Genomic DNA, 16,531 nt, shown 5'->3' on the forward strand with positions numbered 1-16,531 from the left:
AATAAAACGATAAACGTTTTAACAAAGCTGTAAATAAAATAGGGTAAATTAGTGAACGATTATTTTAATAAAATCTTTACTCGAAAACATCATATGCCTATGATCACATAAATTCAGCTGTGGAATGAAGTGATGACCAGTAATAATACAAACTCTGTAAAAACGTTAACAATTACCCGACCTGACGATTGGCATGTGCATTTACGCGATGGTGATCAGCTTAAAGACACTGTGCGCGATATTAGCCGCTATATGGGGCGCGCTATTATAATGCCAAATTTGGTTCCTCCAGCGACCTGCACGGACACCGCTTTAGCTTACAGAGAGCGTATAATGGCTGCTAAGCCACAAGGTCACTTTGAGCCTTTGATGGTGTTATACCTCACTGATAAGACAACACCTGAAGAAATAATTAAGGCTAAGGCATCAGGCAAAGTATTTGCTGCTAAACTATATCCTGCCGGCGCGACAACCAACTCTGATTCTGGAGTAACGTCCGTCAAAAATATATATTCAGTGCTTAGCGCTATGCAAGATGTTGGTATGCTTTTGCTAGTACATGGTGAAGTGACGGATTCTTCGATTGATATTTTTGACAGAGAAAAAGTATTTTTAGATACGATTCTAGGTGATGTCGTTAATGACTTTCCAGAGCTTAAAATAGTACTTGAGCATATAACGACAAAAGATGCGGTTGATTTTGTCAATAATGCGCCAAGTAATGTTGCGGCAACGATTACTGCCCACCATTTACTGTATAATCGAAACCACATGTTAGCAGGGGGGATTCGTCCTCATTATTACTGTTTGCCTATACTCAAACGAAATATTCACCAGCAAGCACTTATGGCTGCAGCTACGAGTGGCAGTAAAAAGTTCTTTTTAGGTACTGACTCTGCGCCTCATTATAAAGACAAGAAAGAAGCTGCGTGCGGTTGCGCGGGAGCTTACACGGCTCATGCTGCTATTGAGCTTTACGCAGAAGCATTTGAAGAGGCTGATGCATTAGATAAACTAGAGGGCTTTGCAAGCCACTTTGGGCCAGACTTTTATGGTTTGGCGCGTAATAGCGATACAATTACACTGCAAAAGTCGCCTTGGACTGTACCTGCAAGTTATACGCTTGGTGATTCTGAAGTCGTACCAATAAAAGCTGAATCCGTAATTGATTGGGCTGTTTTAAAGTAAAATTAAGTATTTGAAATCAAAGCCGCTTACTTCAGCGGCTTTTTTGTATGTAAATATTTAGGCTCACGGCTTGTATAAAAAGCTGTAAATTGGCTTGTTACTTAATCATTATTTCTTGTTTGTTTTAGTATGGACAGAAATTAGCCTGTGAAGGGTTAACAATCGTTGTATTTTTATTAGGGTTTTATAATAAATATTACAATAATATTTTATTTTTATTTATTTTAATCAATGTCTTATCTGTTTCTAATCACGGAGTAAGTTTTTTTAGAAATTATTTTCAATTAATAGAGCGAAAAAAAATAGAATGTGTTAACCTTACTTTGCTTTGAGTTTTTATGAATTGAATTTACGGATATTGTGCTGCGTTTAAGGTTACCAGTTAGGTTATTACTTGTTCCTGTACTATACCTCTATTTTATGAGCATTGACTCAAGGAGGCTATTGCCACAATAACGTGGCAGAATTTTTAATTATTGACTTACAGGAAAATTTAGTATGTCGGTTTCTGGTAAAGTAAAGTTTTTCAACGAAGCTAAAGGCTTTGGTTTCATTGAACAAGAAAACGGTCCTGACGTGTTTGTACACTTCAGCGCAATCTCTGGTTCTGGTTTTCGCACTCTTAGCGAAGGTCAAGCAGTGACATTCAGCATCAAACAAGGTCAAAAAGGCCCTGAAGCTGAGAACGTTGAAGCAGCATAATTTTAATTATGTGAACTCATGTTCATCTTGGTGAAGCAGGTCTCTGTTTCACCATTATTCCTTAAAATTTCTCACATGCTCAGTAAGTTCCTCATATACCCATAAACCACTATACCTCCAATCATTAATAGCGCTCATTTATTATATCTAAACTCCAAAAGACCATAATGTGGTTTAATTTTGCTATAAAACCTAATTTTAATTAAATACGCTAAACAGAATTCTATGTATTATTAATTTTGTGCTGCCTATAAATTTCTAATATTTTTATTACCTTCCTAGATTAACTTGCAAGTTTTAGAAGTATTAATATTTACAAAACTCAGCCTCAAACTGGATTATATGGATAAACGACAAAGCCTAGAGTTTGGATAGTGAGCTAAGAAGTAACATACAGTGAACTTAGGCAAGACTCGGTTTGAACATCATAAGAATAATTAACTAAAGTAAGCTTTTTTTAATGTTGATTGTGCCCAAGCCATTCATGAGGCCTTATTTCGTCTATCAGTGTAGAGCGTTGCTTGATTGTAATTGAGTGTCAGAAAACCTTCACAAATTTGATATTGAAACCCTTCTATTAGCTTTACAACTTTCAATATGTGTAACGTTTGATTTTTGTGCGTTAAACCGTTCCTTTTTTGAGTTAAAGTGCTTAAAAATGATAAAAAACCGTCAAATAGAGCACCTAAAAGAGTTTTTTTTTAAATGTTTTTATTTTTTTTTTACATACATCTAGTTTGAACTAAATGTTGCATTTATGTTGTTTGTTTAGAGGTCTATCCAGTTAAACATCAACCTTATTGGGGTTTGCTAGGATTGTTGATAATACAGTTGGTTGCAATAATGTTAACATTTTATTGGTGCTACTTTAATGTAGTCCATCGGCAGGTGATTTATTTGCTAATTACACCTAACATCAAGTTGACAGCGCTTATTGCATTTAGCATTATTGAAAGGTTGATATCTATTAAAAGATATCAGGGTTGTTCTCCTCGGAGGATAATTAAATTATAAAAGTAACATTACTTAATTGGTTGGGAACTATGTCTGTTAAAATCAGAAAGAGTCTTGTAGCAACAGCGTTGGTTGGCGCTTTTGCATTTGCAAGCAGCAATGTGATTGCAGATCCTTTGAATGACGTGCAAAAAGCAGGTCAACAAATTCAAAAGGCTGCTGTTAAGTCTCAAACTAAAATTGACAATGTATATGGTCAAACTCAAGAGCTAATCGCTGAGTACCGTAGCATCGTTGATGAGACTGAACTTATGAAAGTGTATAACGATCACGTTGCACGTTTGGTCGCTGACCAAAATGCATCGATTGAGTCGTTCGATCGTCAAATCGCGACTATCGATAACACTAAACAAAACGTTGTGCCTTTGATGTATCGCATGATCGATACGCTTGAGCAATTCATCAAAGCGGACGTTCCATTCAATCTTGAAACGCGTCTAGGCCGTGTTGAAAGACTTCGTGACATCATGGCATCTGCCTCTGTTACTACGTCTGAAAAATTCCGTCAAGTTCTTGAAGCATACACAGTTGAAACAGCTTACAGCTCTGCAGTAACTGCTTCTCAAGGTACGCTTGAAATTGATGGCAAAAATATCAACGTAGATATCGGTCGTTTAGGTCGTATTACTTATGTTGCTCAGTCTTTTGACTTGAAACATGCTTGGGTGTGGGATAACAACACTAAACAGTGGAAAAAATTAGGTGAAGAATACCTAAAACCTGTTAAAGAAGTGATCCGCATGGCACGTAAGCAAGCGACACTAGAACTTGTTAAACTACCAATCTTTGGCGCGGAGTAATCAATAATGAAGAAACTATTTAAAGGTTTTGCTGTTGCAGCAGTACTATCTGTTTCTGCAGGTACCGCGCTTAACGCACACGCAAACACTGACGCTTTAGACAAAATTCTTGAGCAAGTTAAGCAAGAGCGTATCTCAGAAGGTAAGATCAATAAGCAACGTGAGCAAGAGTTCTTATCAGAACGTGCTGACAAGCAATCTTTACTTAATAAAGCTAAAAGCCAACTAGCTGCTGAAAAAGCACGTGGTGACTCTTTAGCTAAGCAATACGCACAAAACGAAAACACTTTAGCGGAAAAAGAGCAAGCTCTTCAAAATGCTCAAGGTACGTTAGGTGAGATGTTCGGTGTTGTACGTCGTGCAGCGCAAGACGCTATCGGTTCTATCGAAGCATCTTTAGTAAGTGCTGAAAAGCCAGGTCGTGCTGAAGTACTTCGTTCATTAGCAGCAGCTAAAGAACTTCCAACAGTTCGTGAGTTAGAAGAGCTTTGGATTTCACTTCAAACAGAAATGACAGAATCAGCAAAGGTATCTACTTTTGAATCTGAAGTTGCTGGCCTTGACGGAAACACTGCGGTTAAGAAAATCACTCGTATTGGTAACTTTAACTTAGTTGCTGACGAAGGTTACTTAATCTACTCGCCAGAAACAAAGTCTATCCAGCCTTTAGGTAAACAACCTGATAGCTACATTTTAGATGGCATTTCAAACCTAGAAGCAACATCTTCTGATAGCTACGCGGGCGTTTACATTGACCCTACACGCGGCGCAATCTTGCGTATTAATACGCAGAAGAAAACGCTAATGGAATACTACCACCAGGGTGATACAGTTGGTTACATCATCACTGTACTACTTGCTGTAGGTCTATTAATCTTCTTAGTTCGTTTCCTTGACTTAGCGCTTACTACTTCTAAGATCAAATCACAACTTAAGAACTTGTCTACACCGAATACAAACAACCCACTGGGTCGTATTCTTAAAGTGTACTCTGACAACAAATCTCAAGATGTTGAAAACCTTGAACTTAAACTTGATGAAGCGATTCTACGTGAAACGCCACGCATCGAAGCTGGTATTAATATCATCAAGATCCTTGCTGCTATCGCACCATTACTAGGTCTACTAGGTACGGTAATCGGTATGATTTTAACGTTCCAAACAATCACATTGTTCGGTACGGGCGATCCGAAGATCATGGCTGGTAACATCTCTCTAGCACTTGTAACTACAGCGCTAGGTCTAATCGCAGCATTACCACTTATTCTACTTCACTCTATTGTTGCAAGTCGTAGTAAGTCGGTATTACATATCCTTGATGAGCAAAGCGCGGGTATCGTCGCTACTCACGCGGAGAAGGAGAAAGCCTAATGCTAGTCCTGATGGAGATATGGGAATCTATCAGGGATTTTGTTGGCACAGGCGGCCAGGTTTTATACGTGGTCGCGATAGCACTCTTTCTGATGTGGGTTTTAATGATTGAGCGCTATTGGTTCTTACTTGCAGAGTTTCCTCGTTTAACGAAGGATATTGTTGCTAAGTGGGATGCCCGCCAAGACACTACGTCTTGGTACGCACACAGAATCCGTGAAGCATGGATTTCTGAAGCGTCTGAAAAATTAGATCAGCGTATGTTGTTGATTAAAACATTAGTAGCTGTTTGTCCTTTAATAGGCTTACTTGGAACTGTAACGGGTATGATCGCGGTTTTTGAAACCATGGCAACCCAAGGTACTGGTAATGCACGTTTAATGGCATCAGGTATTTCAATGGCAACAATCCCAACAATGGCTGGAATGGTTGCGGCACTATCTGGAGTTTTCTTTAGCTCACGCCTTGAGGCAAGAGCGAGAATGGTGAAAGCCAAACTTGTAGATAGCATGCCTCATCACTAGAGAGAGAATTAAATATGGCACGTAAACAACGTTTTCGTGAAGAAGAAGAAGCAGCGGTAGATATGACACCAATGCTTGACATCGTATTTATCATGCTTATTTTCTTTATCGTAACTACATCGTTCGTTAAAGAGGCTGGTATCGAGGTCAATAAACCTAAAGCTGCCCAAGCTACGAAGCAAAAAAATGCAAACATTTTTATTGCTATACGCAGTGATGGCGCAATCTGGATTGATAAGCAGCAAGTTGACGTTGAACGTGTTTCAGCGAAAATTGAAAGCTTACTAGCGGAACAACCTACTGACGTTGTAATTTTGCAAGCTGATAAAGAAGCAAAACACGGCACAGTGGTTAAAGTTATGGACCAGATTAAAGCAACGGGCGATAACCTAAGAATTTCAATAGCTGGAGATCAGTAATGATTCGTTTTCTGTTTTCACTGATTGCAGGTGGGGCAGTTACTTTCGGCTTGTTCTACTTCATGGCTTACCTCATCTCTGGTGGGGCTGACCGTAATACGGAACAAAAAGAGCAGATCATAGTCGAAATTATGACGAATCCGCCTGAATCTAAGGTGCAGGAGAGGAAGCGTGTACCGCCTCCGCCTCCGCCACCGCCAAAGCAGCCGCCTAAACCGCAGCCGCCACAGCCGGATACTAATCCTAACCCAGGTGCAATGTCATTTAATATGCCAAGCATCAGCGTGGGGAGTTCTGCTGGTGGACTAAGTGGTCCGGGTGCATTTGGACGAGATGGTGATGCGACACCTATCGTTCGTATTGAACCAAAATATCCAACGCAAGCAGCGCGTGATGGTAAAGAGGGTTGGGTACAACTTTCGTTCACAATTGATGAGTTAGGTGGGGTTATTGACGTTGATGTAATCGACGCAGAGCCTAAACGTATCTTTGACCGTGAAGCTAAACGTGCACTTCGTAAGTGGAAATACCGTCCGAAAATCATTGACGGAAAACCACAAAAACAAGTTGGTTTACAAGTTCAACTAGACTTTAAACTTAACCAAGGCTAAGGAGGCGAGTAATGAGAAATTTATCTAAAGTAACTGCTCTTGCAATTCTTATGTCTGTGTCAGGTGTAACTTTAAGTTCATCTGTATTAGCGGCGCCAGATTACGCAAAAATTGAAGAGCGTAAGAAAGCAAAAACTAAGATCATGGGCGAGCGTACTGGTAAAAAAGTAATTAAAGCGTTTGAATTGTACAACGAAGATCAGCTTGACGAAGCCATAGCATTGCTGAGAGAGATTGACCCTTCAGATGAGTTTGATAAAGCGACTGTAAATCGTTACTTAGGTAGCATGTACGCGCAGAAAGAAAACTACGCTGATGCAATCAAATACAGCAAGCTAGCAGTAGCGCCTGATATTTTGAACTTTGCAGACCATGAACAAACACTTAAGTTATTAGGTGATTTGTACGCGGGTACTGAGAAATACAAAGAAGCAAAAAAAGCATACACAGCTTGGATGGACTTCACAGGTGAGGAAGATCCAACTGTATATACTCGTATTGCGCAAGCCAACTTTCGGTTAGAGCAATTCAGTGATGTTTTTGAGCCTGCTAACAAAGCAATAGCTCTTCAAAAAGAGCCTAACAAAGGCCCTTACCAGCTTAAACTTGGCGCATACTTTGAAACCAAAGATTTTGCTAACATGGTTAAAGTGGGTGAAGAAATTGTTAGAGTTTGGCCTGATGATAAAAAAGCTTGGATTGGTTTAGGTAAATACTACCTACAAACCGAGGATTATCAGAAAGGCCTTGCAACAATGGAAGTGGCTTTCAAAAACGGTTACTTTGAAAACGAAGTTGAATACAAAGTACTTGCTAACTTTTACTCTTTAAATGAAATTCCTTACAAAGCAGCAGTAACGCTTGAAAAGGCAATTAAAGAAGAAAAAGTTAAACGTACTAAGCAAAATGTCAACGCTGTTGCAAGTAACTATCATCGCTCTAAAGATATAGAGAAAGCTGCTAAGTATTATGAAGAAGCTGCTAAATTTGATGACGACGCTGAGCTTTACCGCAAAGCAGGTTCATTACTTTTACAATCTGAGAAATTCAGTGCTGCCGTTGTTCGCTTGAACAAGGCGTTAGAGCTTGGCTCTGACAAAAAAGGTACAATTTATTCAGATTTAGCTGAGGCGTATTACTACCAAGGCAAGTATAAGCAAGCTTATGCTGCTATTGTTAAAGCTATGGACGACCCACGCACACGTAAGTTTGCAAAAGGTTGGTCTACTTACATTAAAGATAAAGCCGCTCGCAACGGTGTTAAAATTTAATATTAGCTAACATTAGCAATTTTTAAAAAGCCCCTCTGGGGCTTTTTTTATTAGGATCACTATGTATAAAACGTTTTTTGTATCATTGTTATTGTTTTTAAATCTTGTTGGTTGTACTGATAAGAGTGATAGTTTTAGTTCTTTTGATGAGGCACGCAGCGCTTTAAAGTCTTTAAATACTGTGTTGATATTAGGTCAAGAAACAAATAATAAAAAAGTTACAGAAGAAAACATTGTTTACTCGAACGAATATCTTGATAAACGTCATGCTATTTATCAGCAATTGATGACGATGAAGTTAACACCTAATCAAATTACCCAAGTTAATTATTTGGTTATTGCAGAACGATTTCCTGAGCGTTTTTTTCCTTGGCCAGCCCAAGTAGACGTTCTACATAATATGAGTTTATTTAACCGTTCAGCTAGCACCGTTGAGCAAACTATTAGTTGGCTTAAATTTACACAAGCTAAGTTAGACATTGCAAAGCAAAGTAATCTAAAACTAAACAAGTTAGAGTATTCTTTATTACAGGAATATGTAGCGCAAGCTATCGAAAACAAGGCTACACAAGGTGCAATTAAAAGCCATATCAGAGCTTTTTCTAATTATTTGGATAATTATAAGCCTAGAGGGAGTGTTGGTTTAAGAGGGCTTTCTAATGGTTCAGAGTGGTATCAGAGTAAACTCAATTATTATGGCAACGCGGTTAACTCGCCTTTAGAGTGGGTTGTTATTATTAACGAACAAATTAAAGCGCTTGAAAGTGCAGTTATTAATGTCAAATTTAAACAAAATCACACCAAATCATTTGTTGTGCAATACTTATCTAAAGAGCCATTGATTAATGGACTTGACTGGCAAACACATTACTTAGACTTGCCTGCTATGGCCAGCAATACAAAACTGTCTAATAAGGACAAGTTGCTCATGCTTACAATGATGGAAACAGATATAGGTATTCATTACCATGCATGGACAATTGAACAGGCTAAAGTTAATTTGTCAAAGCGTCTTAAAGTGTCAGAACAAACCGCGCAATATTTAGTAGAAGATATTATTCTTTATCCAGGACAATCGTTTAGTTTTTGTGGTCAGATTTGTTATTAACCCAGGGGTTGTTTATATGCCGAGGCTTATGGGAATGCAAAGCCTCGATGTGTAGATACATGTTTTTTAATACGTAATTACGCAGAGTATATTTTAACATACCCTGTTATTTTTTTGAGTTCCGTCTGGGGCAGTTTATGTTTAGCTGCCTATAGTCAATATAGGTAATGGGCATGAGTAATGAGTAGGGTGCAGGGGTTTTGCTCTGTTTTTACTTGTCTACTGGCTCAAAACTTTGCACCCCGGTTAAATCAATTTCAAAACTAATATGTCTACAGGCATTAGCTACAGAAACTTATAACTAAGACTTTAAACATTAGTTAGATGTTCGTTTAATTGCGCATTTTGTACAGCGCTGTGTTGCAGGGTCTTTTTGAAGTAATGCGGTTGCAATTTTTTCTTCACAATCACAACAATAGCCGTATTGACCTATATCAATTTGACTCACTGCGGCCTCTAACATAGTCATACGATTAATTAAGTTGGCATACTCAGGGCCGAGCCTTTTTGCAGCAAGATCTAACCATTCATTATTTGCTGTATGCTTTAATGTGGTGATCAAGCCTTGATGGGCGGGGTGGGGCGATTTAGAAAGCATAACAAGTATGTTTGATTTAACTTGTGTTAGTTCATCATGTAAGCGCTTTTGGTGGTTCATTATCAGTATAACCCTTTTACATTAACTGCTCGTTATACTGATATTATCTAATTGCTTTTAATTATCTGTCATGATTTGAATCAAGTTGTGGTGCTTTTGCATATTTTTTTAAAACGGCAGATACGTCTTCTTTGGTTTTTAACCTACGAATTTCATCAAACAATGTTATTGCTTGCGGATATTGACGCTTTAAATAACCTAGCCATTGCTTAGTTCTAGATGCAAAATATTTTTCATCTTTAGCTGGATCATGATGAATAGCTGAGTGTATTAAGTGATAAAGAACATGCTCCCATTCTAAACCCTCGTAGTGCTCATTGTTGACATGCGCCTTTATTTTTTTTGCTAAATCAGGATGAGATAGGGCGCCTCTGCCAAGCATTAAGTCACTGCAACCGCTTCTTTTTTGGCAAAGCATTGCGTCTTCAACTTGCCATATTTCACCATTAGCAACTACGGCAATATTTTTACCTTTTATTATAGGAGGTATCTTTTCCCAATATGCTGGTGGGTTGTATCCATCGCGCTTTGTTCTTGCATGAATTGCTACGCTATTAGCGCCAGCACTTACAACCGCATCAATAATTTCTTGGCTGTTACTGTCGTCATCAAATCCTAAACGTATCTTTGCACTGACTTCATGTTTTGAATCTACCGCATCTCTAACCGCTTTAATTATGGTATACATATGCTCGGGATCTTTAAGCAAAACGGCACCACCGCGGCTACGGTTAACTGTTTTCGCAGGGCACCCAAAATTAAGGTCAACACCATGGGAACCCAAATCAATCGCTCTCACTGCGTTTTCAGCTAATGGATTAGCTTCTTGTCCAAGCAATTGTATACGCACCGGGGTGCCTGCTCGGGTATAGCCATTATTATTTAGTTCAGGGCAGTATCGATAAAATACTTTTTCAGGTAAACGTGCTTGAACAACTCTTACAAATTCGGTCACGCATAAATCAAACCCGCCAAGGTCAGTTAGCAGTTGGCGCATTTTAAAATCTACAACACCTTCCATAGGTGCTAAAACAAGTTTCATAAAACGATTATATTATTAAAAATAAGGGCGCTAGTTTACCTGTAAATTGCATATTGATAAATCTGTAATTGTTACTCATAGTTAAAGTGAGAATGCAGGGGGCAAATTTTTCGAATAAATAAAAATAAAATGAAAGTTTTTATTTCATCACAGGTCTACTTAAACATACACGCAATTTAAAACGATATTTACATTGCAATGACTTACACATTGAGTATAGAGAGCAAAGATAATGAATACAGTAAAAAATAATACAATCGCATTAACATTAGGTGCAGTAGTCGTGGGTTCTGCGAGTTTAGTATCTGCTGATGTACAAGCAAACCCGTTTGAATTTCAGCAGCTTGTTTCAGGTTATCAATTAGATGCTGCCGAAGGCAAGTGCGGTGAAGGCAAATGTGGCGGTGACGCAAAAGGTAAAAAAGAAGGCAAGTGCGGCGAAGGTAAATGTGGCGGCGACGCAAAAGGTAAAAAAGAAGGCAAGTGCGGCGAAGGTAAATGTGGCGGCGATGCAAAAGGTAAAAAAGAAGGCAAGTGCGGCGAAGGTAAATGTGGTGGCGACGCAAAAGGTAAAAAAGAAGGCAAGTGCGGCGAAGGTAAATGTGGTGGCGACGCAAAAGGTAAAAAAGAAGGTAAGTGTGGCGAAGGTAAATGTGGTGGCCGTTAATTTCTTAATTTAATTAAGCTATGCTAAAGGGCCACGGGCCCTTTTTTGTTAATAGTAGAGGCAGTTATGACACAAATGCACAGTTCGGAATTTGGAATGGTTGGCCTAGGTTTACGCCGTGAAATGCTAGATGAGTTATTAGAACGCGTTCCAAAGCAAATTGATTTTTTAGAAGTTGCGCCTGAGAATTGGTTAAAACTGGGCGGCCGATTTAAAAAGCAGTTTAAAACATTAACCGATGCTAATAATTTTGTATGTCATGGCTTGTCTTTATCAATAGGTTCGCCAGAGCCGCTTGATATTGAATTTATTAAATCGCTAAAAGTCTTTTTTGATCAGCACAACATTAAAATGTTCAGTGAGCATTTGAGTTATTGCTCTGGTCAAGGCCATATGTATGATTTAATGCCCATCCCTTTTACCGAAGAGGCAATAGCGCACGTTGTCCCCCGAATTAAGCAAGTTCAAGATATTCTTGAACGACCTGTTGCGATGGAAAATGTATCTTACTACGGTGCGCCAGGCCAAGAGTTATCTGAACTTGAATTTACTACTGAAATTTTAGAGCAAGCAGATTGTAAATTGTTGCTTGATGTAAATAATATTTATGTTAATTCGATAAACCATGGTTATGACGCAAATACTTTCTTAGCCGGCTTACCTACAAAGCGTATCGCCTATGGGCATGTTGCGGGACATTATAATGAGGCTAATGATTTGATAGTCGATACTCATGGCGCCGATGTTATTGATCCAGTTTGGGAGTTACTTGATAAAGCTTATAAGGTACATGGCGTATTTCCAACGCTTCTTGAGCGAGATTTTAATATTCCAGAGATAAATGTACTCACTAAAGAGCTTGATATTATTATTCATTTGCAACAAAAGTATCTAAATCCTGAGCTTTCAAAACAACGAGCTTAAAGTTAACGCGAATCAGACAGTAATGAGTATCCAGCTATGAGTTTTATAGATGTTCAAAATGAATTTATGGCGCACATACGTGAACCAAAAAAAAATAAAAAGCCAACTGATATTGAAGATAGACGCATGGCTATATATCGCGACTTATTCTTTAATAACATAGAGGGATTCATTTCTTCTGGTTATCCAGTGTTAAAAACGCTTTATAGTGACAAACAATGGAACAAATTGATTAGGCAGTTTTTTAGTGAATATAATTGTCAATCACCATACTTTTTAGATATAGCAGGGGAGTTTATTAATTACTTGTCCAGTAGTTATAAAATGAAAAACTATGATCCTGCTTTTATGTTAGAGCTTGCGCATTATGAATGGGTAGAGCTTGACGTTTCAATAGCAAACGAAGACCCCAATGAGAGAAAACTACAACAAACAGCGTTAACTAAAAGTCCATTATTTCTATCAAGCGTAGCGAGAAATTTGAGTTACCAATATCCAGTGCAAACTATAAGTGACCAAGTCCGGCCAAAAGAACCATCGACTGTACCTAACTATTTTGTTGTTTATAGAGATGAAGAAGATGAAGTACAGTTTTTAGCAACTAATGCAATGACGGCTTTATTACTCTCTATCATTGAAAGCGTTGAGGGCATTACATTTGATAACCTCTGCCAACAGGTGATTATGCAGGCTCCTCAGTTTAACGAAGAGCAAATAACACAAGGGGCGCTTGTGACACTCAATGCGCTGGTTGAACGCGGTGTAATCGTGACAAAAAATCAAGATTAAGGCCTTTATTGATGTTTTTACATCGTCTATCATGGCAGCCTTATTTATCGTGCTTAATAAAAGGTTGTACCATGTCAGATGATAAAGATTTTAAAGATCCGTTTAACGCTACTTATTTTATTGCTTTTCTAGCGGTATTTGCAGGTATTGGTTGTTTAAATGCAATTTTAGGTTGGATCACTAGCTTAACCTAAAACGTATTTATAGTTTAAGGCTGTTGTCAGCATCAGCCTTAACGCTTTGCTTTTTTATCCTCTATAACTGTTCAATATTTTCGTTAAAGTCACAGCAAACTCGCAATTAAAGTTCACTTAAGGTTATAATCACCTGCTTTGTAATATCAACCATTGAGCAGTAAAACTTATGACTCAAGTAACACCAGCAATTATTAAAAACAGCATTGCAACAATTGCTGATTATCCTAAAGCGGGCATTATGTTTCGCGATGTAACTACATTAATGGCCAACCCTGAAGCGTTCAAGGCTACTATTGATGCGTTTATAACCGAATATAAAGACCAAGGTTTTACAAAAATTATTGGCACAGAATCACGTGGCTTTATTTTTGGTGCGCCTTTATCTTATGCTTTAGGTATTCCTTTTATTCCAGTGCGTAAGCCTGGCAAATTACCGCGCGAAGTTATTCGCCAAGATTACCTACTAGAATACGGTGAAGACACGCTAGAACTTCATGTTGATGCAATTGTACCCGGTGACAAAGTACTTCTTGTTGATGACCTTCTAGCAACTGGCGGTACTATTGAAGCGACTGCTAAACTAGTTAATAAGTTAGGCGGTGAGGCTACTGATGCAGCATTTGTTGTATCACTGCCTGAATTAGGTGGCGAACAACGCATTGAAAAAATGGGTATCAAAATCTTAAAGTTGGTTGAATTCGAAGGCGAATAATCGATGAGTTATCAGGTTCTAGCGAGAAAATGGCGTCCACAAACCTTTCATGAATTGGTTGGGCAGTCTCATGTTAAACAAGCGCTTGTTAATGCGCTTACACAAAATAGACTGCACCACGCGTATTTATTCACTGGAACCCGAGGTGTTGGTAAAACAACTATTGCGCGTATTTTTGCAAAAAGCTTAAATTGCGACGAAGGTATTTCGGCATCTCCTTGTGGGCAATGTAGTAGCTGTAAGGATATTGAAGCAGGGCGCTACATTGACTTGCTAGAAATTGATGCCGCCTCTCGTACTAAAGTAGAAGATACGCGTGAAATACTTGATAACGTTCAATACGCACCTACGCGCGGGCGTTACAAAGTATACCTAATAGATGAAGTTCACATGCTTTCAAAGCATAGCTTTAATGCGCTTTTAAAAACGCTTGAAGAACCGCCAGAGCATGTGAAATTTTTACTCGCAACCACCGATCCCCAAAAGTTACCCGTTACTATTTTATCGCGATGTTTACAATTTAATTTAAACGCCTTATCGCAAAGTGAAATTAAAACACAGCTTCAACACGTTTTGACTCAAGAACAACAGCGCTTTGATAACGATGCACTTAGCGTTATTGCAAAAGCTGCAGATGGCAGTATGCGCGATGCGCTTAGCTTAACCGATCAAGCTATAGCACAAACGAATGGTGATATTAATAATCAAGCGGTTCAAGCTATGCTTGGTTTAATGGATACACACTACAGCCAAAGTTTATTAGCAGCATTACTAAGTCAAGATGGCGCTGCGCTCATGAGCGAAATAGCAAATGTAGCGAGCAAAAACCCAAATTATATAGCGTTACTTGATGATTTAATTTCATTAACGCACTTAACCCAGCTTACCCAATTAGTGCCTCAAGCTGCTGGGCTTGATGAGACCAATGCTGATTACATAAAGCACGTTGCAGAGCACACAAGTGCACAGCAAGTGCAGGTTTATTACCAGTTACTTTTAAACGGTAAAAAAGATTTACAATGGGCCCCTGAGCCACGTTTAGGGTTCGAAATGATTTTGCTGAGGTTACTTGCATTTCAGCCTGCAGGAAACGAAAATAAGCAGAACGAGATAAATACACCTCAATTGCCGGCACGTAACACTGAAAGCCGAGCCAATGCACTGCGCGATATTTTAAGTAAAAATAAGCCTGAAAGTACTAATAACGCTGCTAAACACAGCGACATAAGCGCCATACAGCAACCAGCTGAAAAATCGATTATAAGTGCAGAACAGCATGAGCAAGTAAGCCCCACGGTTACTGACATGCCTGTTGATTCTGCTCACGTAGAGCATTTACAGGTTGAAAACGAAGAGGCTCAAACTGAAACGAGCCAAATTACACCTGCGAAGCAAATAAGTGATGAGCAAGCACAGCGTAACAGCGAAAATGAAGCATACATGCAGCACAATGATGTAGAGCAAACATTAGCTGCACAATTCGATGATGTAATGAGTAGCGCGCTAGATCAAGGTTTTAATCCTCAAACTCAAAGCACATCGCAACAGGCTGAATCTCCAAGCGCTCCAGTCTCTTTGGATGCAGCTTCACTGCATGATAAAGAGTCTCAGGCACAATCGGCCATTGCACGCATCTTACGTGACAGAAATATATCAGGTTCAGGCAGGTTATCAGGTAATAATATAGCTCAGCCGCCAGTGTCTGAAAAACCTGAAACTGCTAATAATGAGCAAAATAACAGGCTGGTTGGTTCGCCAATTGTAGAGCAAAGTGAAGCCACTAATAAAGATATACACACTCATTCTGAAAACGCAGAACACCCTCAAGCGGCTTCTGTGCAATCTACTAACCCACCGCCGTGGGATGACTATAATACAGGCGAGCATGAAAAAAAGTCTGAGCTCCCTGTTAGCGGGAGCCAAGCAAAACGCCCCAGTGTAGTCGCTACAAAAGCACAAAAAGTTGATTTTAAAGCTAAGCATCAAACAATCACTGAAAATTTAGCGCCTGAGTTACTAGAACAAATTAATCCTCAAAGTGTGCCTGCTCCAGCTCCACAAGAGGAAAGTATTCCGGTTCCAGATGATTTTCAAAGCCCAATAAGTGAAATAAAGTTTGCTCACCAGCAAGACGAGTGGGCTTATTTGATAAAACGTATGGGGCTGGGTGGACGAATGCGCCAATTTGCGCTGCATTCAATTTTTACGAAGCAGGGAAGTAACTTACATATAGATGTTGATGAATCGCAAAAACACCTAGATACGCCAATGCTTCGCCAAAAACTTGATGCCGCATTATCGAGTATTTACGATCACAATGTGTCGCTGAGTATAAAATTTGCTCAAGGGGTTATCGATTCGCCTTATTTAATTCAACAAAAAATAGATGCAGGGCGCCATCAGCAAGCAATAGATGTGATCACAAGTGACGAAAACATAGTACAATTTCAACAGTTATTTAGCGCCGAAATTGACGAAAACAGTATTCAGGCATTGTAATTACATACAATCGCCCTTATCTTCATGACAATTAA

At 39.0% G+C, this 16,531-nt stretch carries 17 protein-coding genes; 15 read left to right on the forward strand and 2 right to left on the reverse strand.

Features of this window, described 5'->3' with window-relative positions:
* The first annotated feature begins 132 nt into the window (after positions 1-132).
* The 9 genes from pyrC to MTF67_RS12210 all read left to right on the forward strand — a co-directional run bounded on the left by pyrC (position 133) and on the right by MTF67_RS12210 (position 9,008).
* Positions 133-1,188, forward strand: a complete 1,056-nt coding sequence (pyrC, locus tag MTF67_RS12170) for a dihydroorotase (protein WP_058428695.1) — start codon at positions 133-135, stop codon at positions 1,186-1,188.
* Positions 1,189-1,686: 498 nt separating this feature from the next.
* Entirely contained in the window at positions 1,687-1,890 is a 204-nt protein-coding gene (locus MTF67_RS12175) for a cold-shock protein (RefSeq protein WP_006792379.1), read from the forward strand.
* Positions 1,891-2,933: 1,043 nt separating this feature from the next.
* Complete coding sequence (locus tag MTF67_RS12180) at positions 2,934-3,704, forward strand: DUF3450 domain-containing protein (protein WP_006792381.1); 771 nt, start codon at positions 2,934-2,936, stop codon at positions 3,702-3,704.
* A 6-nt stretch (positions 3,705-3,710) separates the two neighbouring features.
* Positions 3,711-5,075 carry a MotA/TolQ/ExbB proton channel family protein gene (locus MTF67_RS12185; RefSeq protein ID WP_039036738.1) on the forward strand — a complete coding sequence of 455 codons (1,365 nt, stop codon included), beginning with the start codon at positions 3,711-3,713 and terminating at the stop codon, positions 5,073-5,075.
* Positions 5,075-5,599 carry a MotA/TolQ/ExbB proton channel family protein gene (locus MTF67_RS12190; RefSeq protein WP_004588135.1) on the forward strand — a complete coding sequence of 175 codons (525 nt, stop codon included), beginning with the start codon at positions 5,075-5,077 and terminating at the stop codon, positions 5,597-5,599. Before MTF67_RS12185 ends, MTF67_RS12190 begins: the two co-directional genes overlap by 1 nt.
* Positions 5,600-5,613: 14 nt before the next feature.
* Complete coding sequence (locus MTF67_RS12195; RefSeq protein WP_006792384.1) at positions 5,614-6,018, forward strand: biopolymer transporter ExbD; 405 nt, start codon at positions 5,614-5,616, stop codon at positions 6,016-6,018.
* On the forward strand, positions 6,018-6,629 hold the full coding sequence (locus MTF67_RS12200) for an energy transducer TonB (protein ID WP_039036739.1): 612 nt from the start codon (positions 6,018-6,020) through the stop codon (positions 6,627-6,629). The genes MTF67_RS12195 and MTF67_RS12200 overlap by 1 nt, the downstream gene beginning before the upstream one ends.
* Positions 6,630-6,640: 11 nt before the next feature.
* On the forward strand, positions 6,641-7,900 hold the full coding sequence (locus MTF67_RS12205) for a tetratricopeptide repeat protein (RefSeq protein WP_039036740.1): 1,260 nt from the start codon (positions 6,641-6,643) through the stop codon (positions 7,898-7,900).
* A 61-nt stretch (positions 7,901-7,961) separates the two neighbouring features.
* The gene (locus tag MTF67_RS12210) at positions 7,962-9,008 is read left to right on the forward strand and encodes a hypothetical protein (protein ID WP_039036741.1); all 1,047 of its coding nucleotides are present in this window, start codon (positions 7,962-7,964) and stop codon (positions 9,006-9,008) included.
* 316 nt (positions 9,009-9,324) lie between these two features.
* Here MTF67_RS12210 and MTF67_RS12215 read toward each other — a convergent pair whose 3' ends face one another.
* A complete protein-coding gene (locus MTF67_RS12215) occupies positions 9,325-9,666 on the reverse strand; it encodes a TraR/DksA C4-type zinc finger protein (RefSeq protein ID WP_008131363.1) in 342 nt (113 codons plus the stop codon).
* Between the two features lie 61 nt (positions 9,667-9,727).
* Positions 9,728-10,708 (reverse strand): tRNA-dihydrouridine synthase, encoded by a 981-nt coding sequence (locus MTF67_RS12220; RefSeq protein WP_006792389.1) that lies wholly within the window; start codon positions 10,706-10,708, stop codon positions 9,728-9,730.
* 232 nt (positions 10,709-10,940) lie between these two features.
* Between MTF67_RS12220 and MTF67_RS12225 the strand changes: the two genes are divergently transcribed.
* The 6 genes from MTF67_RS12225 to dnaX all read left to right on the forward strand — a co-directional run bounded on the left by MTF67_RS12225 (position 10,941) and on the right by dnaX (position 16,496).
* Positions 10,941-11,375 carry a hypothetical protein gene (locus tag MTF67_RS12225; protein WP_248519656.1) on the forward strand — a complete coding sequence of 145 codons (435 nt, stop codon included), beginning with the start codon at positions 10,941-10,943 and terminating at the stop codon, positions 11,373-11,375.
* Between the two features lie 96 nt (positions 11,376-11,471).
* Positions 11,472-12,299 carry a DUF692 domain-containing protein gene (locus MTF67_RS12230; RefSeq protein WP_248519769.1) on the forward strand — a complete coding sequence of 276 codons (828 nt, stop codon included), beginning with the start codon at positions 11,472-11,474 and terminating at the stop codon, positions 12,297-12,299.
* A gap of 36 nt (positions 12,300-12,335) precedes the next feature.
* The gene (locus MTF67_RS12235; RefSeq protein ID WP_248519657.1) at positions 12,336-13,088 is read left to right on the forward strand and encodes a putative DNA-binding domain-containing protein; all 753 of its coding nucleotides are present in this window, start codon (positions 12,336-12,338) and stop codon (positions 13,086-13,088) included.
* Positions 13,089-13,159: 71 nt separating this feature from the next.
* Positions 13,160-13,282, forward strand: coding sequence for a hypothetical protein (locus MTF67_RS18505; RefSeq protein WP_008132255.1), 123 nt, complete (start codon positions 13,160-13,162; stop codon positions 13,280-13,282).
* Positions 13,283-13,451: 169 nt separating this feature from the next.
* A complete protein-coding gene (gene apt, locus MTF67_RS12240) occupies positions 13,452-13,997 on the forward strand; it encodes an adenine phosphoribosyltransferase (protein WP_006792394.1) in 546 nt (181 codons plus the stop codon).
* A gap of 3 nt (positions 13,998-14,000) precedes the next feature.
* A complete protein-coding gene (dnaX, locus tag MTF67_RS12245) occupies positions 14,001-16,496 on the forward strand; it encodes a DNA polymerase III subunit gamma/tau (protein ID WP_248519658.1) in 2,496 nt (831 codons plus the stop codon).
* The last annotated feature ends 35 nt before the right edge of the window (positions 16,497-16,531 follow it).

Source organism: Pseudoalteromonas sp. 2CM32C (genome assembly GCF_023161925.1).
In the GTDB taxonomy this organism is placed as follows: domain Bacteria; phylum Pseudomonadota; class Gammaproteobacteria; order Enterobacterales; family Alteromonadaceae; genus Pseudoalteromonas; species Pseudoalteromonas marina.